This window comes from Dyadobacter sp. 676 (genome assembly GCF_040448675.1).
Taxonomy (GTDB): domain Bacteria; phylum Bacteroidota; class Bacteroidia; order Cytophagales; family Spirosomataceae; genus Dyadobacter.
Window position 1 is genome coordinate 3,895,509 of the sequence record NZ_CP159289.1, and the last position, 23,097, is coordinate 3,918,605.

The 23,097-nt window shown below is 51.5% G+C and carries 15 protein-coding genes and 1 pseudogene; 10 read left to right on the forward strand and 6 right to left on the reverse strand.

What is annotated here, in order from left to right; translation table 11 throughout:
- Positions 1-28: 28 nt before the first annotated feature.
- Together ABV298_RS17480 and ABV298_RS17485 are read left to right on the forward strand one after the other, a co-directional pair.
- Positions 29-707 (forward strand): annotated as a pseudogene (locus ABV298_RS17480) (response regulator transcription factor).
- On the forward strand, positions 704-1,963 hold the full coding sequence (locus ABV298_RS17485) for a HAMP domain-containing sensor histidine kinase (RefSeq protein ID WP_353717474.1): 1,260 nt from the start codon (positions 704-706) through the stop codon (positions 1,961-1,963). The pseudogene ABV298_RS17480 and the gene ABV298_RS17485 overlap by 4 nt, the downstream one beginning before the upstream one ends.
- Before the next feature lie 129 nt (positions 1,964-2,092).
- Here the strand turns inward: ABV298_RS17485 and ABV298_RS17490 are convergent, their stop codons facing one another.
- Positions 2,093-3,562 carry a thioredoxin-like domain-containing protein gene (locus tag ABV298_RS17490; protein ID WP_353717475.1) on the reverse strand — a complete coding sequence of 490 codons (1,470 nt, stop codon included), beginning with the start codon at positions 3,560-3,562 and terminating at the stop codon, positions 2,093-2,095.
- A gap of 186 nt (positions 3,563-3,748) precedes the next feature.
- Here ABV298_RS17490 and ABV298_RS17495 point away from each other — a divergent pair, with 186 nt between their 5' ends.
- Positions 3,749-6,700 (forward strand): FAD-linked oxidase C-terminal domain-containing protein, encoded by a 2,952-nt coding sequence (locus ABV298_RS17495; RefSeq protein ID WP_353717476.1) that lies wholly within the window; start codon positions 3,749-3,751, stop codon positions 6,698-6,700.
- Positions 6,701-6,705: 5 nt separating this feature from the next.
- Here the strand turns inward: ABV298_RS17495 and ABV298_RS17500 are convergent, their stop codons facing one another.
- The gene (locus ABV298_RS17500) at positions 6,706-6,957 is read right to left on the reverse strand and encodes a hypothetical protein (protein ID WP_353717477.1); all 252 of its coding nucleotides are present in this window, start codon (positions 6,955-6,957) and stop codon (positions 6,706-6,708) included.
- Between the two features lie 210 nt (positions 6,958-7,167).
- On the opposite strand from ABV298_RS17500, the gene ABV298_RS17505 reads away from it, so the two are divergent.
- Positions 7,168-7,932 (forward strand): hypothetical protein, encoded by a 765-nt coding sequence (locus ABV298_RS17505; protein ID WP_353717478.1) that lies wholly within the window; start codon positions 7,168-7,170, stop codon positions 7,930-7,932.
- Positions 7,933-8,007: 75 nt separating this feature from the next.
- Here ABV298_RS17505 and ABV298_RS17510 read toward each other — a convergent pair whose 3' ends face one another.
- Genes ABV298_RS17510 through ABV298_RS17520 form a run of 3 tightly spaced genes read right to left on the reverse strand, consistent with a single transcriptional unit; the run spans position 8,008 to position 12,631 of the window.
- Positions 8,008-9,468 carry a SusD/RagB family nutrient-binding outer membrane lipoprotein gene (locus tag ABV298_RS17510; RefSeq protein WP_353717479.1) on the reverse strand — a complete coding sequence of 487 codons (1,461 nt, stop codon included), beginning with the start codon at positions 9,466-9,468 and terminating at the stop codon, positions 8,008-8,010.
- A 24-nt stretch (positions 9,469-9,492) separates the two neighbouring features.
- Positions 9,493-11,763: a SusC/RagA family TonB-linked outer membrane protein gene (locus tag ABV298_RS17515; protein ID WP_353717480.1), complete on the reverse strand. Its 2,271-nt coding sequence runs from the start codon at positions 11,761-11,763 to the stop codon at positions 9,493-9,495.
- Entirely contained in the window at positions 11,744-12,631 is an 888-nt protein-coding gene (locus ABV298_RS17520) for a TonB-dependent receptor plug domain-containing protein (RefSeq protein ID WP_353717481.1), read from the reverse strand. Before ABV298_RS17520 ends, ABV298_RS17515 begins: the two co-directional genes overlap by 20 nt.
- 360 nt (positions 12,632-12,991) lie before the next feature.
- Between ABV298_RS17520 and thrA the strand changes: the two genes are divergently transcribed.
- The 6 genes from thrA (at position 12,992) to ABV298_RS17550 (ending at position 18,899) form a co-directional block, all read left to right on the forward strand.
- Entirely contained in the window at positions 12,992-15,448 is a 2,457-nt protein-coding gene (gene thrA / locus ABV298_RS17525; protein ID WP_353717482.1) for a bifunctional aspartate kinase/homoserine dehydrogenase I, read from the forward strand.
- 42 nt (positions 15,449-15,490) lie between these two features.
- Positions 15,491-15,829, forward strand: a complete 339-nt coding sequence (locus tag ABV298_RS17530; RefSeq protein ID WP_353717483.1) for a nucleotidyltransferase domain-containing protein — start codon at positions 15,491-15,493, stop codon at positions 15,827-15,829.
- On the forward strand, positions 15,826-16,221 hold the full coding sequence (locus tag ABV298_RS17535; protein WP_353717484.1) for a HEPN domain-containing protein: 396 nt from the start codon (positions 15,826-15,828) through the stop codon (positions 16,219-16,221). Before ABV298_RS17530 ends, ABV298_RS17535 begins: the two co-directional genes overlap by 4 nt.
- Positions 16,218-17,150, forward strand: coding sequence for a homoserine kinase (locus ABV298_RS17540; RefSeq protein WP_353717485.1), 933 nt, complete (start codon positions 16,218-16,220; stop codon positions 17,148-17,150). Before ABV298_RS17535 ends, ABV298_RS17540 begins: the two co-directional genes overlap by 4 nt.
- Before the next feature lie 388 nt (positions 17,151-17,538).
- Positions 17,539-17,865, forward strand: a complete 327-nt coding sequence (locus tag ABV298_RS17545; RefSeq protein ID WP_353717486.1) for an iron-sulfur cluster assembly accessory protein — start codon at positions 17,539-17,541, stop codon at positions 17,863-17,865.
- A gap of 134 nt (positions 17,866-17,999) precedes the next feature.
- Positions 18,000-18,899 (forward strand): sugar phosphate nucleotidyltransferase, encoded by a 900-nt coding sequence (locus ABV298_RS17550; RefSeq protein WP_353717487.1) that lies wholly within the window; start codon positions 18,000-18,002, stop codon positions 18,897-18,899.
- Between the two features lie 108 nt (positions 18,900-19,007).
- Here ABV298_RS17550 and ABV298_RS17555 read toward each other — a convergent pair whose 3' ends face one another.
- Complete coding sequence (locus tag ABV298_RS17555) at positions 19,008-23,048, reverse strand: FG-GAP-like repeat-containing protein (RefSeq protein ID WP_353717488.1); 4,041 nt, start codon at positions 23,046-23,048, stop codon at positions 19,008-19,010.
- Between the last annotated feature and the right edge of the window lie 49 nt (positions 23,049-23,097).

Genomic DNA, 23,097 nt, shown 5'->3' on the forward strand with positions numbered 1-23,097 from the left:
ATTTTTGTAAGGTATCTTTGAAAGCGGAATGAAAATATTAGTTGTAGAGGACGAAAAGGGACTTGCCGAAAGCATTACGGATTATCTCGCGCGCGAAGGGTTCATTTGCGAAGTGGCTAATACGTTCTGGCAGGCGGACGAGAAGATCAGCCTGTACCAATACGATTGCACCATTGTGGACCTTACGCTGCCGGACGGCGATGGCTTTGACATCATCCAGACGCTGAAAAAAATAGCGGCTGCCACCGGTATTATCATTATATCGGCCCGTAATACGTTGGAGGACAAGCTGAAAGGGCTTGAAATCGGTTCCGATGATTATATGACCAAGCCCTTCCACCTTTCGGAGCTGAATGCGCGGGTGAAATCGCTGATCCGGCGAAGGAACTTCGGGGGGAAACAACGATATGGTCTGGAAGGAGATCAGGGTTAATTTGCCGGCGCGGAAGGTTTTCATCAGGGATGCCGAAACGATGCTGTCCCGGAAGGAATATGACCTGCTGCTCTATTTTCTTTCAAATATCGACGTCGCATTAACCAAGGAATCCATCGCCGAGCATCTTTGGGGCGACAATATGGATTCTGCCGATTCGCTGGATATGGTGTATTCGCATATCAAGAACCTGCGCCGCAAAATCGTGGAAAAAGGCGGAAAAGACTATATTCAATCGATTTACGGGATAGGCTATAAATTCACCGCACCTTGAAACTCCTCGAAAAAGCCAGCCGCATTTACCTGATGGCCTCGCTGCTGATTTACGCAGCCGTCGGGATCGCCTTTTTCTGGATCATCAAATCGATGATCTACGACGAGGTGGAAAGCAGGTTGATGGTTGAAAAGCAGGACTTCGAAACGTACATCCGCAGTAACGATACCTGGACCAGCAATTCTTATTTTGTCGAAAACAAGATCGAAGTGGTGCCGGTGTACGGCAAGTTCAAAAACGAGGTCGTATTCACCGACACGCTTATCAGCAACCGATACGACGGGACCGCCGACCCGTTCCGGCAGCTTACCTTTTACACTTTAATCGGCGGCTCGCCCTACCGGGTCAGTATCCGGAAGTCGATGATCGAGTCGTATAAGCTGATCGAGGCTATTTCTGTGGCTATGATTGCATTCCTGGCATTGCTGCTGGTAAGTACGTTTCTTTTTCACCGCGTGCTGTCGGGCAAGCTCTGGAAACCGTTTTACGATTCCCTTGCCAGGATCAAGGATTTCGACTGGACCAAAAACAAGCCGCTGGAAACCGTACGGAGCGAAATTACGGAGTTCAACGAGCTGGGGGATGTAATGGAAAAAATGGCTTCGAAAATGCAGCACGATTACCGGAGCCTGCGGGAGTTTACCGAAAATGCCTCTCATGAAATACAGACGCCGCTTGCACTGATCAATGCAAGAGTGGAGCAGTTCATTCAGTCGAAAGACCTCGGTGAGGACCATACCTACTGGATCGAGGAGATTTATCATGCCGCCCGGAGAATGTCCCGGCTTAACCAGGGATTATTGTTATTGGCCAAGATTGAAAACCAGCAGTTCACCGGGCAGGAGGATCTCGATCTTTGGGAACTTGCGCTGAACAAACTGAAAGATTTCGAGGATATTCTGCAGCACAAGGATATCCTGCTGACGGTACAATCGACCGGGAGTTTCAGAAAGGTAATGTCGCCGGCATTGGCCGAAATTTTATTGACCAACCTGATCAACAATGCAATCAGGCATAATTATCCCGGCGGGAAACTGCTGCTGGAATCGGGAACCGATTATCTGCTTGTGAGCAATACAGGGAATCCGCTGAAAAGCGACCCGGAGCGGCTGTTTGAGCGGTTCAAGAAGGAATCGGCGGGGGCTGAATCGCTCGGGCTGGGGCTGGCTATCGTGAAGCAGATCTGTGACAGTTGTGATTTACGGATCTCGTACAGGTACGAGGAACCCATACATTCGATCAAAATTACGGGGTAGCGCGAAGTTTTCGCTTCGGAAGTTCTGCCGAGGCCTCCGGCCGGCTTGCGCGATGGCGCATTCCGACACGGCCGGAGACCCGCGTGAGGCAGAGTCTTCGGCCATGCCCCTGTGAGCCTCGTGCCGGGACTATTTGGCAACTTTTTGCAACTCAGCTTCCAGCGTCTGGTTGTTCGGGAACTCCTGTGGAATCCAGCGGTTCACGATCTTGCCCGCACCGTCGATCACCAGGAACGGGTACCGGATGTCGATCCCGTATTTCTCTTTCAAAACCTCGATATTCTCATCCGAAGCCCACAAATGTTTGGCGGTCGGGCGTGTTTTTACATATTGTTTCCAGGTCGAAAGCGGAATACCCGACGCGACGGAAACGTAGGCGAATGTCACCTTGTCCGCATATTTATCTTCCAGAACCTTCAATCCCGGCTCGTGCTGACCTATGCTGAACGAAAACACCATACAAACCGGCTTGCCCTGCAATGACGACACCGTTACAGCCGTGCTGTCCGTATTAAGCAAAGTAATATCAGGAATGACTGCACCGGGTTGCAGCGCTTCTTTGGTCTGGATCAGTTTGGAAATGTATTCGGTGTAAGGCGACTGCGGGAATGTGGCTTCGTAATCGGCCAGCAACGTTTTGGCCGTTTCGACATTCGGAATCGCGGTAGCGGCGTAATTCAGCCAGTAGGTAGCCAGGTATTCTTTTTGTTTCGGATAGTCGGCCAGTTTTTCCTTGCTGAATGCGTAAACGTTCTTCAGTGCTTCCGGGCTGATCTCGTAACGGGTAGCCGATTCGAGCGGGAATTTGCGGGTGGAAGGTATCAACGCCCAGTTACGGAGCTCGTCGCGGTAGGCCTGGCTGAGCAATGCGTCGTCGGGCTGGATTTTGAAATCCGTCAGGGTAAAATCTTCCAGCTCTTTCCGTTGGGCGGCATCCAGTTTGGCCACCCTGTTGCGGCGCATGATCTTTTCCTGAACCAGCTGGCGGGTGAGCGAAGGTTCCGTCGCGGTTGTAGCGAGCACGTAAGCTTCGAACGCCGGCACGACCGGATTGGCCATTTTGAATTTCTCGAACGCGTCGAGCCGTACTTTTTTCAGGCTGTCGCTCTGCTGAACCACGCTTTTGTTATCGATTTGCGACGGCTTGTAGCCAAAAACGGGCAGGTACTGGTATTGATTTTCAAGAAAGTAGTTTTTTAAAAACGTTTGATAATTCGCATTCTTACCGGTAAATGTCACATCCGCATTCTCAGCGACGTTGATTACCAGGTCGTCGCCGGGTTGCATGAAAAGCATCCAGGTTTTGTTCACACTGCCGCCGCTGTATTGCAGGCGCATCATTTTGGGTTCGTTGAGCTGGATCACCGTTTTTTCGGAAGTTTTATCGGCGAAATTGACCGACGCTACCGCATCCAGTTTGGCGTCGGCAAGGCCGGTGCCCAGATTGGGGTGAAAATGTACATCTTCCAGCACCAGCGTAACCGTCACTGGCATCTGTTTGGGAGCGGTGAGGGTGATATTGGCGGTATTCTGCGCGTAGGAGCCCCGGCTGAATGCGGTCCAGAATAGTGTGAGGATCAGAATGTTTATGTGTTTCATCGGTTCGAAAGGGAAAACTGTTTTACCAAAACCAGAAGGTGTAAAAATTGTGCCAATATACGTAACTCATACCGGTATCGGTTCCGGTTGTTTACCGAGCGTATCCCGGGAGCACATTAATGCAGTTTTTCAAAGTATTAATAGGCCAACTACCGTAAATTCGCTCCCTGATTATCGATTATTCCCATGACCCGCATTTCACCATTCCAGTTCAATACCCTCCGCGCCCGGTTTGAGGGGGAGTTGTATTTTGATAATTCCACGCTGCATGCTGCACAGCGTACGGTTTATGCCACAGATGCGTCTGTTTACCAGGAAATGCCGGTTGCCGTGGCTTTGCCTAAAACCGTGGAGGATATCCGCGCACTCATCGATTTCGCAAAAACCAACAAGGTGACGCTGATTCCCCGCGCCGCAGGAACGTCGCTGGCGGGGCAGGTGGTGGGAAATGGCGTGGTGGTCGATATTTCAAAGCATTTCAGGGAAATACTCGAAGTGAATGCGGAGGAGAAATGGGTACGCGTGCAACCGGGGGTAATCCGCGACGACCTGAACAAACACCTGGCACCCTATGGCCTGCTTTTCGGACCGGAAACTTCCACAGCCAGCCGGGCGATGATCGGCGGGATGATCGGGAACAACTCCTGCGGGCTGCATTCCATCACCTGGGGCGCCACGCGCGACCATTTGCTGGAAGTGAAGGTGCTGCTTTCCGACGGCTCGGAAGCGGTCTTTAACGAGCAAACCGTCGCTGAATTCACAAAGGAAATCCGCGAAAAGCAGGTCAAAGGCCAGCGCCTGCAATCCATTCTGGCGGGGATGTTCGGACTGATCTCCAACCCCATCGACCAGGATTTGATCAAAAAACAGTTTCCCAAACCAACTGTTACCCGCCGTAACTCGGGCTATGCGCTCGACGCGTTGGTCAGGAATTTTGAAAAAGGAAATATCAACCTCTGTAACCTCATAGCAGGTTCGGAAGGGACATTATGCTTTGTTACGGAGGCCAAACTTGCATTGGTAGACGTTCCGCCGGCTGCCGTGGGCGTTGTTTGTGTGCATACCCATTCGCTCGCGGAAGCGCTTCACGCGAACCGCGTGGCCATGCAGCATGATCCGAAGGCATCGGAGCTCGTGGATAAATACATTATGGACTTCACCAAAAACCATAAGGTATATTCTCAAAACCGGTTTTTTATGCAGGGAGATCCGGCAGCGATGCTGATGGTGGAGTTCTGGGGTATCGCCAAAGAAGAAGTGGAACAAAAAGCCGCGGCATTGATCGCCCGGCTGAAAACGGAGGGACTGGGATATGCCTATCCGTTATTGTTCGGAGACGATGCCAACAAGGCCTGGGACATTCGGAAAGCCGGCCTCGGGCTGATCCGCAACCTGCCGGGCGATACCCAGCCGGTGAACCTGATCGAGGATTGTGCGGTGGCCGTGGAGGATTTGCCCGCATATATCGAAGAATTGGCGGTTTTGCTCGAAAAACACGGCTTGCACGCGTCGTACTACGCACATGCGGGCGCGGGCGAGCTGCACGTGGAGCCGATGATCAATCTCAAAACGAGTGAAGGTAAGCAGCAATTCCGCGATGTACTGGCCGATACGGCCGCGCTGGTGAAGAAATATAACGGCGCATTGTCGGGCGAGCATGGAGATGGCCGCTTGCGCGGGGAGTTTATTCCCTATATGATGGGCGAGGAAGTGTACGAAATGTTCAGGCAGGTGAAGCGCATCTGGGACCCGGAGGGCGTTTTCAATGCGAACAAGATCGTGGATACGCCGCCGATGAACGAATTTCTGCGATATGGCCAGGATAAACCGAACCCGCACATCGACACCGTCTTTGATTTTTCAAGGCAGGAAGGCATGCTTCGCCTGGCCGAAAAATGCAGCGGCTCGGGCGATTGCCGCAAAACCGAACTGACGGGGGGAACGATGTGCCCCAGCTACATGGCCACACGCAGCGAGCGCGACACCACACGCGCCCGGGCGAATATCCTGCGGCAATATCTCACGCCCGAAACTGCCCCGGCTACCAGCCAGGAAATGGTGAAGGAGGTGCTCGACCTTTGCCTTTCGTGCAAAGGCTGCAAATCGGAATGCCCTTCGAGTGTGGACATCGGTAAAATGAAGGCCGAGTTTACGCAGCGATATTACGAAACCCACGGTGCGCCGATGCGTAGCAGGCTGATCGCTAATTTTTCCGGACAAATGAGACTGGCGTCGATCGCGCCCTGGGCTTTCAACGGCGTTTTCGGGACGCCCGCATTGCGGAGAATCGCGAACAAAATGGTCGGTTTCCACCCTGAACGTTCGATGCCGAAACTCGACAGCGAGACGCTGAAAACGTGGTGGCAAAAGCATCAGCGAAACAAGCAGGCCGCCGCGCCGCATTCGCGCAGGGTGTATCTCTTTTGTGACGAGTTTACCAATTATAATGACGCGGAAGTAGGCAAGAAAGCCGTATTACTGCTTGAAAAGCTTGGATACGAGGTTATTATCCCCGAGCATGTGGAATCGGGGCGTTCCTTTTTGTCGAAGGGATTTGTAAAGGAAGCGCAAAAACTCGCGATCCGGAATGTGGATTTGTTGAAGGATAAAATCACTTATGATACGCCGCTGATCGGCATCGAGCCGTCGGCCGTTCTGTCGTTCCGGGACGAATACATCGATCTGGTGAGTGAAAGCGAGCGTACGAATGCACAAAAGATCGCGGAGAACGCGTTGCTTTTCGAGGAATTTATAGCACGGGAAATAGATGAAAAACGCATTCTGAAAAGCGCTTTTATTGCAAGAAACCAGCTGATCAAGCTGCACGGGCATTGCCATCAGAAAGCACTTTCGACTTTAACGGCTGCTAAGAAAGCATTGCAATTGCCAGAGAATTACCATGTTCAGCTCATTCCATCGGGTTGTTGCGGAATGGCCGGGTCGTTCGGGTACGAGGATGAGCATTTCGAGGTATCGATGCGAATAGGGGAATTGGTGTTGTTCCCAACCGTCCGCCAACAGCCGGAGGATGTGATCATCGCGGCTGCCGGGACGAGTTGCCGCCATCAGATCAAGGATGGCACCGGGCGCAGGGCAATGCACCCGGTCGAGATTTTATACGATGCATTGATCAAATAATTGCTCTATTCGGTTCCGCGGACGTGTTCATAAACGGTGTCTGCGCGCATAGGGGCACCTGCTGTGTCGGAAGCTACGCTGTCGGCGGCCACGTGGTCGGCAGGATTATCGGCTTGTCCCAAATTGCTGTCGTGGTTAAAGAAGCCGCCAAACCAGGCGATCAGTGAAAGTACGATACCGACGCCGACGATCCATTTCCAAACGTTTTTCACGTTCTTGGTGGCCCTTGCTTCTTTATCTGTTTCTTGCCTGTTCATGGGTCTGATAATTTAGTTTGAAATGAACCTTACCATTTCCATACCAGCGCGGATTCAGGACTTTTTTAGCGATTTATATAATATTGTGTTGATAAAATTTCCCCAAACTAACTACTGTGATAAAAATGTAATAAATCGGGAACGATTCATGTTACCTTAGCTGGAAATTTCGTTTGACGTACTAGTTCTTCTCACAAACCAGCCATATTCATGAAAATCAGTCAACGTTTCGTAGTTTTTCTTTTTGCACTTTTCTTATTTGTGCAGGTCGAAGCCCGGGCACAGAACGACAACCGCAGTTTCTTTTCGGTTACCGCCGGATACAGCTTGCCGGTTGGCGAACTTGCAAGGGAAAAACTGAATGACCCTTTTGCCGGCCTGACAGGCTCGGGCTACTACGGGCAAGTCAATTACGATTTCCGAATTGCACGCTGGTTTGGTTTGAAGTTTTCCGGCAGTATGAACAAAAATACCACGCGTCCCCAGCCTATTGTCGATATCGCCGACCTGCGCGTGGAAGAAATCAAAGGTTTTATCAATGAGACGACTTCCCACACCTGGGACACGCGGGTGTCGCGCTGGAAGTTCAATGCAATCATGGCCGGGCCCGCTATTTTTCTCAATTTCAACCGGGTACAAATCGAAGGACATGTTCAGGGCGGATATGTGAAAGTTACCTCGCCCACTGTGGACATGACCGGTACGTTTCAATCGGGCGAGAATCAGATTCTGGTGCATCTGAGCCCCGCTTCCACGAGTGGTTTCGGGGTGGGGGCCGGAGCGAGTTTGCGGTTGCCGATCGCCGGCCCGTTGTATTTTCACCTTTCCGGCGATTTCCTGGCGACCGAGGCGGAATTGAAGAATGTGGCGGTGAATGTGCGTGTCGGCAATTATCCGGAAGTGGGCATCCCGATCAATGAGAAGCGTTTTGTAGGGGTTGCCAATATCGGCGCAGGTCTCGGAATTTCGTTTTAGACAAAGATAATATGGACAAAACGGGCCGATAACTGCGGCCCGTTTTGCTTTTCCGACAGATGGGGAACTGTACGGTTATTTTGCAAACCAAAGTTTCATTTTCATGTCGTTTTTGCCCCCCTGGGCGGTGAGCGCCGCCGAAAAATTATCGTAATTCAGCGATTCCTCGGAGCCGGGGTACGGCAGCCGCGTCGGGATCACATTTCCATTGGTATTCAAAACAGGAGGAACAAGGGCTGGTATGCCGGTCCGCCGGAACTCAGTCCAGGCCTCTACACCCTGGCCGAAGAGCGCGATCCATTTCTGTTCCATGATCTGGGTAAATGCCTCTGCACCCGGTTTTAATGCATTGGCCGTCAGATAAGCCTCGGGGACGGTAAGTTTGTATTGTGCAAAGGAAGCGGTGATGCCATCGGCGTAATTTTTCGCTGCAGTACCGGCCGCCGCGATGCCTTTGTAGGCGAATTCCGCTTTCAGGAAGAGCAATTCTGCGTAGCTCATGATCACGCCCGGGGCCGTTGCGGCCACGAAGTAATCGCCCACTTTCGAAGTTTTTGAAAGTCCCAGCGCATTGGCGTCGGACGACGAAAGTCCGTTCGGAACGCCTTTGTAATCGCCGCCGTCGGCGGGCTTGTTGGCATAAACGGCCAGCCGGCCGTCGTTCAATGCTGCCAGTTTATTCACCAGCGTCGCGCTTACGCGGTGGTCGTCGCGGGTTTTGCGGTTCTGGTTAACGGGGTTATTGTTGTTGGTCGCATCGAGGTAATTGAGCTGGATATTGTCGGCGACAGATTCCATCACAGGATATTTCGCGGCATCACTCAGAATGCGGGTAATCTCCGATTTGACATCGATCGGCGCATCGGCCTTGTCGATCATGCGTGCGAGGACGCGGAGGCTTAGCGAGTTGGCGAATTTCTTCCATTTCGAGAGGTTGCCATTGAAAAGAATATCCCCGGCGATGGCCTTGTTCTTGTCGTTGATGTCGATGAGATCGTTGGCCGTTTTCAGTTCCGCGATAATGCCGGCATACACATTCTTTTGCGCATCGTATTTGGGCAAAAGTTTGTCGTCCAGGCCCTGCAACGCGTCGGTGTAGGGAATATCGCCGTAAATGTCGGTCAGCAGCAGGAATACCCACGAGCGCATGACCATCGCCACGGCCTTGTAATTGGTATTGCCCGATTCCTCCGAAATCTTCATGATCCGTTGAAAGTCAGCCAGTGACTCGATATAGAGCGTTTGCCAGCCGGTCGTGTAAACGTCCGCCGAAACGGTGTATTGGTCGATGTCCGTGTACTGAATGCGTGCCCAGTGCTGCGAGAAACCGTCGCCAATGTCCTGGCCGATAGAGCCGCCCCAATACAAATCCACGGCACTCTGGATGCCGTGCGGCAGGAAAAGGTCGGCCGTGCCGGTGGCGGCGCTGTTATTGTTGGTATTGATTTCGTCGAAATCACCCGTGCAGGCCGACAGGCAAACGACCGACACTGCCAGCAATATTTTGGATTTGAATGAATGTATGATGCTTTTCATGCTTGTAATCAGTTAGGATAATGCTTACAGGTTGAAGCTGATGTTAAAACCAACCGTTCTGGTCGTCGGGATCTGGCCGTTTTCGATGCCCTGGAGGTTACCGTCGTTGTAGTAGCTGGTCTCGGGGTCGATATGCGGCAGGTTGCTTTTCAGGAGCGCGAGGTTGCGACCGACTACGGAAATCGCGATGTCGCGGAACGGCAGCTTTTTGAAAACCTGTCCTGGAAGCATATAGGTCAGTTTCACCTCGCGAAGTTTCACGTAGCTGGCGTCGAAAATGGTGTTTTCATTGTTGGTCAGCAGGTAATATTTGTGGTGGTATTCTTCGGAGCTGATGCGTTTTTCGTTAGGTACGTATTCCGGTGCCGCCGTCGTGCCGATATTGACCACACCCTGGCCGATAATACCGTCCTCGCGTCCCAGCGTCGTTTCTTCCAAAACCCCGGTGTACCGGCCGATATTGATCGATTGGGAGAATATGTCGCCACCATGTTTCACGTCGATCAACGTGCTTAGCGACAGGTTCTTATAGCGGAATGTATTCGAGAAGCCGCCGATCCAGTCGGGCGTGAAGTTGCCCAAAACACGGCTGACCGGGTCCAGTACCGGATAACCCTGTGCGTCGTAAACGATCTGGCCGTCCGGGGCCCGCTGAAAGCCTTTTCCGAAGAACGTGCCGTAGGGCTGGCCCACGCGCGCTTCCACCGACAGCCCCCGGAAGCTGTTGGTAGAAGTCGTCTGCGTCAATGGGTTGTAGCTGGTATTCAACTGATAGGTCGTCAGGTTATTGGCCAGCGAAACCACCTTGTTCTTGTTCCGAGCCCAATTCAGGCCGACTTCCCATTCGAACGCCTCTGTTTTGACGGGTGATGCGGTCAGTTGAATTTCGATCCCCTGGTTTTCGATCTTGCCGGCATTCAGGAGTTTGGACAAATAACCGGTTGCGTTCGAAATATTCACATCGAGGATCTGGTTCGAAGAGACCTTTTTATAGTAAGTAATGTCCAGGCCGATCCGGTTTTGCCACAAGCGGATATCCGTTCCGATCTCATAAGAAGAGGTAAGCTCGGGTTTCAGGTTCGCATTCAGCAATGCATTGTTTTCGGAGAGGCTGGGCGTGCTGCCCCAGGGATTTTCGTATTTGTAAGTACTTGCCAAACGGTAAGGGTCGGTGTCGTTCCCCACGCGCGCCCAGCCCGCGCGGAGCTTGGCGAAAGAAAGAATAGCGGATTTTATATCGAAAATATCGGTAATAATCGCGCTTACAGCCGCGGATGGGTAAAAATACGAGCGGTTATCGCTGGGCAGCGAGCTCGACCAGTCGTTCCGGGCCGTCAGGTCCACGAAGAGATAGTTCCGGAAGCCGAGGTTGGCGGCGGCGTAGAGGCTATTCACGGTTTTTCGGATAAAACTGTTCTCCGTAACCGGGCGCTGGCGCGAGTTACCCATGTTGTACACACGCGGGATCGCGAGCTCGGTCGCGCCCATGTAGTTGCGTTGCGCGTAATTGCTGCGGTGGTTGCCCCCGATGTTCGCCGTAATATCGAACTCCCCGAATTTGTGCGTCGCATTCAAAAGAAAATCCGAATTGGATTCGCGGACGAAGATTTGCTCCTCATTATAGGCGTCATACAATGCCGATGCGCCTATTTTTGCCTGGCGCGCGGCGGTTTTCGTCTTGCGGCGGTCTTCGTAAAAGTCGGTCCCGGTGCGGGCGGTGAGGCTTAGCCAGTCGGTGAACTTGTAAGTGGCCGAGAGGTTGCCGTACAGCCTGTCGCGTTCATTGGCGCGGGTGCTCTCGTTGAGCAGGTAATAGGGGTTGGTCCAGTAGTTATCGTTCCAGTTGTATTGGTAAATGCTGCCCGGTTTGTGGTAGTTTTTCAATTTATCCATATCCACCTGGCGGCCGAACCAGATGAAGTACAACCCGAAGTTGTTGCGGTTGTCGCTGCCGTCATTTACATAGTTGCCTGTGGCCCGGATGCTCAACTTTTTAGTCAGGTTCCAGCCCGCATTCAATGAAACTGTCCTTCTTTTGTAATTGGTATTCGGAAGGATACCGGTCTGATCCAGATCGGTGAACGAAAGACGGAAATCGCCTTTATCGTTCGCTCCGGTAACAGCCACGTTGTTGGTGAGTGTGCGGCCGGTTTCATAGAATTTGTCGACATTATCCGGGTGCGCGATCCATGGCGTAGGTGTGCGGGTTCCGTCCGCAGCGATCGGGGAATCGAACTGAGGCAGCAGCCGGCCGTCGAGTTTCGGGCCCCAGCTCTCATCGACGCCGTCGTTCACGCCCCCCGCCGGCCCCGTCCACGTATGAGAACAGCCCTTTGGCGCCCTGGCCGTATTCGTTTTGCCATTTCGGAAGACGGAACGGCGATTCGAATGCGGTATTAGAGTTGAAAGAAACACCTATTCCTTTCGTGCCCTTGCCACTTTTAGTGGTGATCAAAACGACGCCATTCGCTCCACGCGAGCCGTAAAGTGCCGCGGCACTGGGCCCTTTTAGTACGTTGATGGACTCCACGTCGTCGGGATTAATTGAAGCCGCCGCATTGCCATAGTCGATACCCGTTCCGGAGCCGAAGTTACTGTTGTCCACCGGCACGCCATCCACTACAAACAACGGCTGGTTGTTACTGCCGATCGAGCTGGCCCCGCGAATGATCATCCGTGACGACGAGCCGGGCGCGCCATTGGAATTCGTGACCTGTACCCCGGCCAGGCGTCCTGAGAGCGAGTTGACAAGGTTGGTTTCCCGCGCCTGCGTAAGCGTTTTCCCGCTTACTTCCTGCACTGCGTAACCCAATGCCTTTTTCTCGCGGGCGATACCGAGCGCGGTCACGACGATCTCGTTGAACTGCGTCGCGTCGCTTTCGAGCATAATGTCCAATACGGTTTTCGAGCCGACGGGGATTTCGACTGTTTTGTAGCCGATGAACGAAACGACGAGGGTTGCATTGGCCGGCGTGTTAAGCGTAAAGTCGCCATTGGCGTCGGTGGTGCTGCCACGGCTCGTGCCCTTGATAAGGATGCTGGCACCCGGGAGGTACCCGTCGGCCGACTGGACTTTGCCTTTGATGCTCAGGTCTTGTGCAAAACCTGCTCCGGAGAGGAACAGCAAGACCCATAAGAAGCCTAATGTAAAGACTTTCTTCATAATGGATTAAGTAATGGAGTGAAACAGTTAGGTAACCTTGTAAACAGAATAATCTTCTATTTTTAATTAATTTCATAAAATATTCGATTGTATAAAAATGTTTTAATGAGATATTAACTGAACAATTTCATTTTGTTTAAAATATTATATTTTAAAACGAGATGTTTATAAGGGATTGTTACAGGTGGAAATCAAAGCTGCGGAATGGTGGTAATGAGGTATTTACCAAAATAGGGCGCGTTGCGCCGCATTTAGGCCTGTTATTGAAAGTAAGCGGCGTTTGAATTGCTATATTTGCATTCTGTTCAAAATGGGCGGTCCGGTGCCGTTCACATTCGCATATTTCGAATATAGCTTTAAATGAAGGTTCTTAAATTTGGCGGCACTTCTGTCGGATCGGTCGACAGTATCAAAACGGTAATCAGTATCCTCGAAGAAAATCTGTCAAAAGGCGAACGCATTGCGGTCGTTTTCTCGGCCATGGGCGGGGTCACGAACAGGCTTATCGAAATCGGGAAAATGGCGGCCGCCGGCAATACGGAATATGTCGAATTTTTGAAAGGTGTTGAAGAGCGGCATTTCGCGGTGGTGCGAGGGCTGATCCCGGTGAAAAATCAGAGCAGCACCTTTGCGGCCGTGCGGGGCCTTTTCAATGAGTTGGAAGATATTCTGCGGGGCGTTTCCTGGATCCGCGAACTGTCCGAGCGCACGCTCGACCTCATTATGAGCTTCGGCGAGCGGCTTTCGACGATGGTCATCACCGAAATCCTCAAAAGTAAAGGTGTGGCGGCCGAGTTCTGCGACGCACGCCAGATCATCCGCACCAATGCTACTTACGGCATGGGGGACGTCAATTTCGAAGTTACCAATCATTTAATATTGGAGCATTTCGCGAAAAGTACGGCATTGCAATGCATTACCGGCTTTATCGCGTCCACTGCCGAGGGAACTACCACCACCTTGGGCCGGGGCGGCTCCGATTATACGGCATCCATCATAGGCGCGGCGCTGGAAGCCGATTCGATCGAAATCTGGACGGACGTCGATGGGATGATGACCGCCGATCCGCGCAAGGTCGCGAATGCATTTACAATCCCGTCCATTTCCTATGCGGAAGCGATGGAACTCTCGCATTTCGGCGCGAAAGTGATTTACCCGCCCAGCTTGCAGCCCGCATTTGCGAAGAACATTACATTGAAGGTCCTTAATACATTTAATACAGAATTTGAAGGGACATTTGTTCAAAAATCCGCTAACGGTAAGGAATATGCGATCACCGGTATTTCGTCGATCGACGAAATCGCGCTCGTGAATATCCAGGGCAGCGGGATGATCGGCGTCGCGGGCATTTCGGGACGTTTGTTCACCGCCCTTTCCAACAACGCCATCAGCGTGATCCTGATCTCACAGGCCTCGTCGGAGCATTCGATCTGTTTCTCGATCGACCCGAAAAATGCGCAGAAGGCGATTGAGGTGCTGGAAAAAGAGTTTACGACGGAAATCGGCCTGGGGCATATCGACGGCATTTCGGTGGAGAAGAACCTCTCGATCGTAGCCATCGTGGGCGAGGGCATGAAGAAGAATACCGGTATTTCCGGCAAGTTGTTCTCGGCTTTGGGCAAGAACGGTATCAATGTGGTAGCCACCGCGCAAGGTTCTTCGGAGCTGAATATTTCGGTGGTTATTTCAAAAAGCGACCTCTCCAAGGCATTGAACGCGATCCACGGCGTGTTCTTCCAATCGGAAACGCGCTCGCTGAACTTGTTTATTGTCGGGGTAGGGCTGATCGGCGGCACATTGATCGAGCAAATCCGTAATCAGACCCAATATCTCCGCGAGGAAAAGCTGCTGAACCTGAATATCGCCGGTTTGTCCAATACCAAAAAAATGCTCCTCGATCCGGACGGCATCAAGCCTGAAAACTGGCGGGACCGTGTCATGGATGAGGGCGTGAAAACGAGCCTGCCGGCATTCGTGCAGCGCATGATCGAGCTCAACCTCCCCAACAGCGTTTTTGTGGATTGTACGTCCGATAAGGACATTGTGCAGTATTACCACATGCTGCTCGACGCCAGCATCAGCGTTGTTACGCCGAACAAGGTCGCCAATTCGGGCAGCTATTCGGAATACATCGCATTGCAGCGAACCGCCTTGCAGCGCGGCGTGAAATTCCTGTATGAGACCAATGTCGGCGCGGGCCTGCCTATTATCAACACCATCCAGGGCCTCATTGCCAGTGGTGACAAGTTTTTGAAAATCGAAGCGATCCTTTCGGGAACGCTGTCTTATATATTCAACAATTTCGGGGGTGAAAACCGCTTTGTGGACGTCGTGAAAGAGGCGAAAGCCAAAGGCTTCACCGAACCCGACCCGCGCGACGACCTCAGCGGTGCCGACGTAGGCCGGAAAATCCTGATCCTTTCGCGGGAAGTCGGGGTGCCCCTGGAACCGGAGGAAGTGAAGATTTCACAAATATTGCCCGGCAATTGCCTGAATGCTCCCACCGTGGATGCATTCTTCGAAGAGCTGGAAATTTCTAATGCCTACTTCGCCGACATGCAGGCGGCAGCGGAAGCCAAAGGCGAAAAACTCCGCTACATCGCGACCCTGGAAAACGGTAAAGCGGCCATCGAGCTCAAAACCGTCGACGCATCGCATCCGTTTTTCACGCTGTCGGGAAGCGACAACATCGTATCCTTCACCACGGAACGTTACAAGGACCGCCCGCTGGTGATCAAAGGCCCGGGCGCCGGGGCCGAGGTGACAGCCTCGGGTGTGTTTGCGGATATCATGAGTATCAGTAGCTATTTGGGATAGAAGGAGTTAAATTGCCGGCGTTATTCTGAACCATTTCAAGCGATGAGCAACCGAAAAGTACCGGAATCGATAGCAGCGTTAGCGAAGGAGTTCGCAGAGGGCATTCGCGGGCTTTATGGCGACAGGCTGGACAAGGTGATACTTTTCGGCTCCTATGCGCGCGGGGAGCAGCACGAGGAGTCGGATGTTGACTTTTTGGTGGTTTTGAAAGGCATTGAGATCAATGGCTACCATGAAATTGGGTTAATGAGTCCTTTCACATTCGAAATGTCATTGAAATATGGTTTGTCGGTGTCGGCAGTGCCAATGTCAACAGAAAAGTTTGAAGGAAACAAATCTCCTTTGTCAAGTAATATACACACTGAGGGAATTTTATTATGAGAGAGGCTGCTATCCAAAGCATCGTAGAGAAAGCACTTGACTGTCTGAAAAAAGCTAAACAATGTTATTCCGGTGAAATGTACGATGTGGCTTTGAATAGGGCTTATTATGCAATGTTTCACAGCATTCAGGCATTGCTTTCTTCAATTGGCGCTAGCCTGAATAAATCGCACACCGGCACGCACAATGCCTTTCACAAAGATTTTATCGCGACAGGGATTGTATCCCGTGAATATGGGGTCGCCCTCAAGCGTATTTTCGAGCAGCGACAGTTTGGTGACTACGACTACGAGGAGGTGCATGAAGAAGAAGCAGCCAAAGGGATTGCGGACGCTGAAAAGTTTGTTTTGGCAGCCCTTCAATATTTAAAGGAAAACAACCATTTACAGTGAATTCAGTAAAAGCTTTTGCGCCGGCGACAGTCGCTAATGTGTCGTGCGGGTTTGATATTTTCGGGTTTGCCATTCAGGAGCCGGGGGATACCGTTGAGTTGTATAAGCGGGACGAGCCGGGGATTGTTATTACGGAAATCACTGGCGATGAAGGGCGGTTGCCGCGCCAGGCTGAGAAGAATTCGGTGACGGTGGTGATGCTGGCTTTGTTAAAACACCTGGGAATCAAAGACCTGGGCTGCGAAGTCATTTTGCGAAAAAATATGCCTCTCGGCAGCGGAATGGGTTCCAGCGCGGCAAGTGCGGTGGCGGGAGTGGTAGCCATGAATGAATTGCTGGGCAATCCGTTGAGCCGCAAAGAGCTGTTGCCATTTGCCATGGAAGGCGAGCGCATTGCTTCGGGTTCGGCACATGCGGACAATGTCGGGCCATCGCTGTTGGGCGGTTTTGTGGTGATTCGCAGTTACAACCCACTGGATATCTTTACAATCCCGGTGCCGGATGACCTGTATTGTACGCTCGTTCACCCCGATATCGAGATCAATACCAAGGATGCCCGCTTCATTTTGCGGAATGAGGTCTCTTTGAAAAATACAATCGCTCAAATGGGCAATGTGGCAGGTCTGGTAGCCGGACTGATGAAAGCGGATTATGACCTGATTAGCCGCTCGATGGTGGATGTGATCATCGAACCCGTTCGTTCGATCCTGATCCCAGAGTTTAAAGACGTAAAGCAGGCAGCTATTTCCAATGGCGCGCTGGGATGCAGCATTTCAGGTGCCGGGCCGTCGATGTTTGCATTGAGCCGGGGAATGGAGAACGCGAAAAATGCGGGTAGGGCAATGCAGGAACGGTTTGCGAGTGCAGGGATCGAATCGGCGGTGCATGTTTCCCGGATTAACCAGGGCGGGGCGGTGATATTACAATGATCCGCCGTGGAACGGGGAATGAGTGAATGATTGAATGATTGAATGAGTGAATGAGTGAATGGGGCGTCGGAAAGAGCGTGCGAGTAGTGAGAAATGCCGTTGGGCATAAAATATCGGTAGCAAAAATGTGGGCTTTACAATTTCTCGAAATGCCCTTGGGCATGTAACAACAAGGCATCGTCAGGGGCCGCACGGTATCTGTTGTGGCATCCCTGAAGGGATTTCGATAATAGGGGTACAACCTTCTGACTACCGATATTACATCGCCACGCGAAATCACTACGTGCTGCGAGTAATGACCGGGGTGAATTACGTGTTTTCGACCACAATGTGAACTTTCAGGTTCGGTTAAAACGTTAATTTGGACAGGTAATAAAACATTAAAAAAATGGTTACGGTAAGCGATTCAGCCAAAAATAAAATTGTAGAACTCCGCAAGGCTGACGGTTTTGAAGACGATTATCAGATTCGCGTCGGTGTGCTGGGCGGTGGTTGCTCGGGTTTGACTTATAATCTGGAATTCAATTCGGAATCGAGGCCGAACGACATGGTTTTCGAGGACAAAGGCGTGAAAATTATCGTAGACAAAAAGAGCCTTTTATACCTGGCCGGAACGACCCTCGACTTTACCGACGGCCTGAACGGAAAAGGCTTCCAGTTCATCAATCCCAACGCCACACGTACTTGCGGATGCGGCGAAAGCTTTGCGGTATAGCCAGATTATTAAAATATTTTATTTTCAGGAAACGCGCTCCGAAACCCGGAACGCGTTTTTTTTATCGTTTTGAATGGATTTAATTTGAACCGTCTTTTTACACACCGCATTAAGGAACGTTTAAATCCATTTGAATGAAACCAACTCTTTTGATTTTGGCTGCCGGCATCGGTAGCAGGTACGGAGGTATCAAGCAGCTCGACCAGTTCGGTCCCAACGGAGAAACCATCATCGATTATTCTTTATACGACGCCATTCGCGCAGGTTTTGGAAAAGTAGTTTTTATCGTACGTCAGGAGATCAAGGAAAACGCCGAGGCCGTTTTTACCCCGAAACTTAAAGGTAAGATCGACTTCGACTTTGCAATCCAGGGCATTCAATCGTATGTTCCCGAAGACCTTGGCACCGTTGAGCGCACCAAGCCGTGGGGAACGGGGCATGCAACCCTTTGCGCCTGGGAAAAAACCGACACGCCTTTCGCTGTCATCAACGCCGACGATTTCTACGGTCGCGACGCGTTCGAAACCATGGCCAACTTCCTGCAAAACGACACCAACGACCGGCAGCATGCCATGATCGGCTATGAACTGAAACGGACATTGTCCGAAAACGGCACCGTCTCACGCGGCGTATGTGTGGAGGGTGCGGACCACAACCTGGAATCCGTCGTGGAACGAACCAAAATTTACGAAGAAAACGGCGTCATCTATTTCGAAGAAGGCGAAACCCGCACGGAGCTGGCACCTGAAACGCCGGTTTCCATGAATTTCTGGGGCTTCAAACCGTCGATGTTCCCGATTACCAGGGACCTCTTTGAAAAATACGCCCGCGAAAATATCGATACGCCCAAAGCGGAGTTCTACATCCCGACCGTGATGACGCACATCATTAAAAATGGCCTGGGCGACTGCCGTGTGTTCCGCATTGCTTCGGACTGGTTCGGGGTTACCTATCCCGAGGACAAGCCGTCGGTGCAAGCGTCATTGACTGCGCTGCATGCGGCGGGAGTTTATCCTTCGAAGTTGTGGGAATAACCCTTCGCCGAAGGTTGCCCGGATATAAGGTTAATCTAACAAAAAAGGCGTTCACGAACATTCGCGAACGCCTTTGGCATTACCACTAAACCTTATCGATACTATTTTTCAACGGCTTATCAGGATTTTGCGGGTCGTGTGGGAACCGTCCGTTTTCGTGATGATCAGGACGTAAGCGCCTTCCGGGAATTGGCTCACATCAATAAATGGCTGGAACGTGTTTGACTGATAGACGACCAGCCCGCTTGCTGCAAGGATTTTCAAATTCCGCACCCGGTCGTTGGCCTTGAAATCGATATTCAACCGGTTGGAAACAGGGTTAGGATAAATCGTGGCTAGTTCCGGTGCTTTCCCTTTCTCCAAATGAATGATTTTCTTTTCAATGTTTTCTGCTAAATCATTTCCCTCTTCTTCCGGCACCGGTGCGGTGCTGTTGCCCATCAGATAAGCCGGTAAATAGCGCCATGGCCCATAGGATTGCCCGGTCAATGCCAAAACAGGATCATATTTGACACGCACGCGCACTTTGGTTCCCGGCCCTTGCTTGTCTATTACATTTTTAAGCTCCAAACCAGTGGTTCCCAGATTCGAATAGGCACTTTGTGAATTTGACGATTGGGTACTATTGGTAATACGGTTGTTGCTGCCTTTGGAGAAGCCTTGCGCCAACGGCTTGGTTTCCCATACCAGCTTGCCTTTGTTTCGGCCGGTGAAGGATTTGGCAAACAGGCCCGCACCGAAGTTGGCTTGCGGGAATTGGGTGTGGTTGATGGGGGTGGCGAGGTCGGTGTTGTAGAGGCGGAGGTTGTTCAAGACACCCAACGCACTGTTTCCATAATATAGCAGAGCAATTCCTTCATTAGGCTCGGGATTGTCATACATATAAGCGCCGGTTACAATGTCCGAATAACCATCTCCGTTGACATCGCATGCTGACACGGATATTCCTAGCTGACTACCGAACTGATTATTGGAAAAGGCTTTAGCCGAATTTGCATCTATGCCATTGGCGGTTCCAAAATACAAATACACAGCACCTGCCATAGCGTTACCGTTAAACTCACCCGGGCTTCCGACGGACACATCGCTGTATCCATCGCCGTTAATATCCCCGGCGCTGGAAACGGAAAAACCAAAATTTGAGTTTGCATTCTCCCCTTTTAAAATGGTGGGATTATTCACATTCAGGCCATTGCCTGAACCAAAGAAAATAAGTGCGGCACCTGTTTGTCCGGAGGGGTGGATATAGAACGGAGCCCCTATTAATACCTCACCAAAACCATCCCCATTAATATCTCCTGCGCTTGACACCGAACTCCCCGTGTTGCCGCTTCCACTAATGGTAACAGGCTGTTGCGCAGACAGCCCACTTGCAGCTCCATAATATAGAAAAGCTGCTCCATTGCTGTTGTAATTAGGTGCACCCACTAATATGTCATCAAACCCGTCGTTGTTTACGTCGCCAGCGTTTGAAACGGCGTCACCAAACAAAGCACTCGTGTTGTTGATTTGTAAGGTTGTATTCGAGGAAGGACTGATTCCTTCCGCTCCGCCAAAATAGACGATCGCTCTGCCTTGTTGAAGTAAATCATGGCGACATTGCCCTAGTAAAACCTCTCCATAGCCATCTCCATTGACGTCGCCTGCCTTTGAGACGGATGTTGACAACTGCATACCGAAGTAATTGCTTTCTAGAAGTGTGGGTTTGTCGATAGAAACACCATTTTTAGATCCATAGTAAATCATTGCAGCCCCCTGGTAGCTTTGATTACTGCCGTAACGCTGGATACCCACGATAATATCGCCATATCCATCCGCATTCGCATCACCTGCTGACGACACCGAACATCCCATAAATGCATCTGCCTGATTGATTTCTAATTGTTTGACTGATGCTAATTGCAAGCCTGATTTAGAACCATAATACACAAATGCGGCACCCTCGTTGCTTTGCCCGTTATCAAATCCCGGTGAACCAACAACTATATCACTGAAACCATCGGCATTAACATCACCTGCATCCGAAATTGAGCGTCCAAAGAACGAGTCCGTCTGATTGAGTTCGAGTATGACCGGGATATTCTCTATATCTTTCGAGCCCCCATACCAAACAAACACACTCCCCTCATCGGTCTGCCCATGATCAAAAGCATAACTTCCCACCAGCACATCGCTAAACCCGTCCCCATTCACATCACCAGCCGGAGCTACCGCACTGCCCAACCATGCGTCACCCTGGTTACTTTCCAGGACCGATAGCGGCGTTGCGTTCAATCCGTTTTGAGAGCCCTGGTAGATGAATGCGGCACCTTCGTTTTGCTGCCCTTTGTCGTAATACCTGGCCCCGACGATTAAATCTGCAAAGCCATCGGCGTTTACATCACCCGCGCAGGCCACCGAAATTCCGAATTGCGCTTCCGCCTGGTCGCTTTCGAGTGTCAGCGCAGGTACCGTGTTGATGCCATTGGCAGAACCGTAATGGATCATGACCACACCCTCATTGCTGCTACCCTTGTCGTATTGATACGCACCTAGCGCCACGTCGGAGAAGCCGTCCCCGTTCACGTCGCCCGCGGAGGCGAGCGCATGCCCGAGCCGGGCATCGACCTGGTTGCTTTCAATCACCGTCGGGTTGGCGGTTATCAGTCCCGCAGCCGAGCCTTTGAAAATGAATGCTGCACCTTCCAGGGCTTGTCCGTTGCTATAAAACCGCGCACCGGCCATTACATCGCTGAACCCGTCGCCGTCCACATCGCCAGCACCCGCTACGGCAAAGCCCATCATGGCATTGGCCTGGTTGCATTCCATAAATGTTACCAATCCCAATCCATTCGGTGCACCCAGGATCAGAACGCCGACGCCTTCATTGGACTGCCCGTTGTCGAACTGATGGGCGCCCGCGAGCATATCCGAGTAACCATCACCATTGACGTCGCCCGCCATGGCTACGGAAATGCCCAAATTGGCTTCTGCCTGGTCGAGCTTGAAAACATAAGGGCTGTTTGTGACCAATCCGTTTGCGGAACCTTTGTAGATCATCACCACACCCTCATTGGATGCCGAGGCATCGTAGTAGGGAACACCTACCATAATATCGGAGAAACCATCTTTGTTGATATCCCCCGCATTGCTCACCGAGTAACCCATTTGGGCATTGGCCTGATTGCATTCCAATACCGTTGCTGCCAGGCTGATTCCGCCGGCCGTACCGGGGTAGAGGAAAGCCGCGCCCTCGTCGGCCTGGCCGTTGTCGTATTTAGGAGCACCTACGAGTATGTCGCTGTACCCGTCGCCGTTTACATCGCCCGCAGTGGAAACCGAGAAGCCCAGCCATGCATAGCTTTGATTGATTTCCAGTGTCTTGTCGGCATTGGCAGGGTTACCATTAGCGATGATGGGGTCGATGGTGACCGGGTAAGCCGCATTCGCTACCTCGACATTTATTGCAATCTCTTTCCCGGAAAGGGCCAGGTTGGCGGCCAGTAGTTTTCCATTCGCATCCCAGCATTTCAGGTCGCTGTATGTCAACAGGTCGGTTCTTTCGCCGCCGTCATTGGAATAAAATGCTAACCGGCCATCGTCCACTTGCCGCGCATGCAAGCCCTGGACCAGCAGATGCACAGATAGTTGCTGCGTATGTGCAGGCGCATGGGCAATAATGAAGTTTTGCCGGATACCAGCCTGGTTGTTAATGAATTCTTCGGTAAATGCACCGTGATCGATTTTCAGTGTGTCGTCTCTTGTTTCGGTGCGGCCATTCGCTTTGGCTTCGGCAATTAGCTCCCCATCAGCATAGATCCCTTTGTTGACAAGTTTCACTCGGAAGCTCCTGCCTGCGGAGTCGATGCGGTTTTGAATGGAAAGGCTACCGGGCTGGTAATAGGCCCTGAGGTTGTGCTGCCGGTTGGGGCTTTGCAAAGCGTGACGGGCCGAATCGTAGGTAATGTGGTATTCCCGTTTCGCAATGTCGTTTTGAATGCTGGTTAACACGCTGCCCGTCGGATGATTTGTCAACAAAGGTTTCGCGATATCCGGCAGGTTGGAGAAAGTTTGCTTCTTGTAATTTCGGATTGGCGAAGCCAGGATCAGAATAGTTATAATGGCGGCCATTGCGACCGAGCCTCCAATGACGGTGTAGTGCTTTTTCATAGACTTGTCCGGTTTAAAGTCGAAGGGGATATTGTTCTGGTTATAGCTA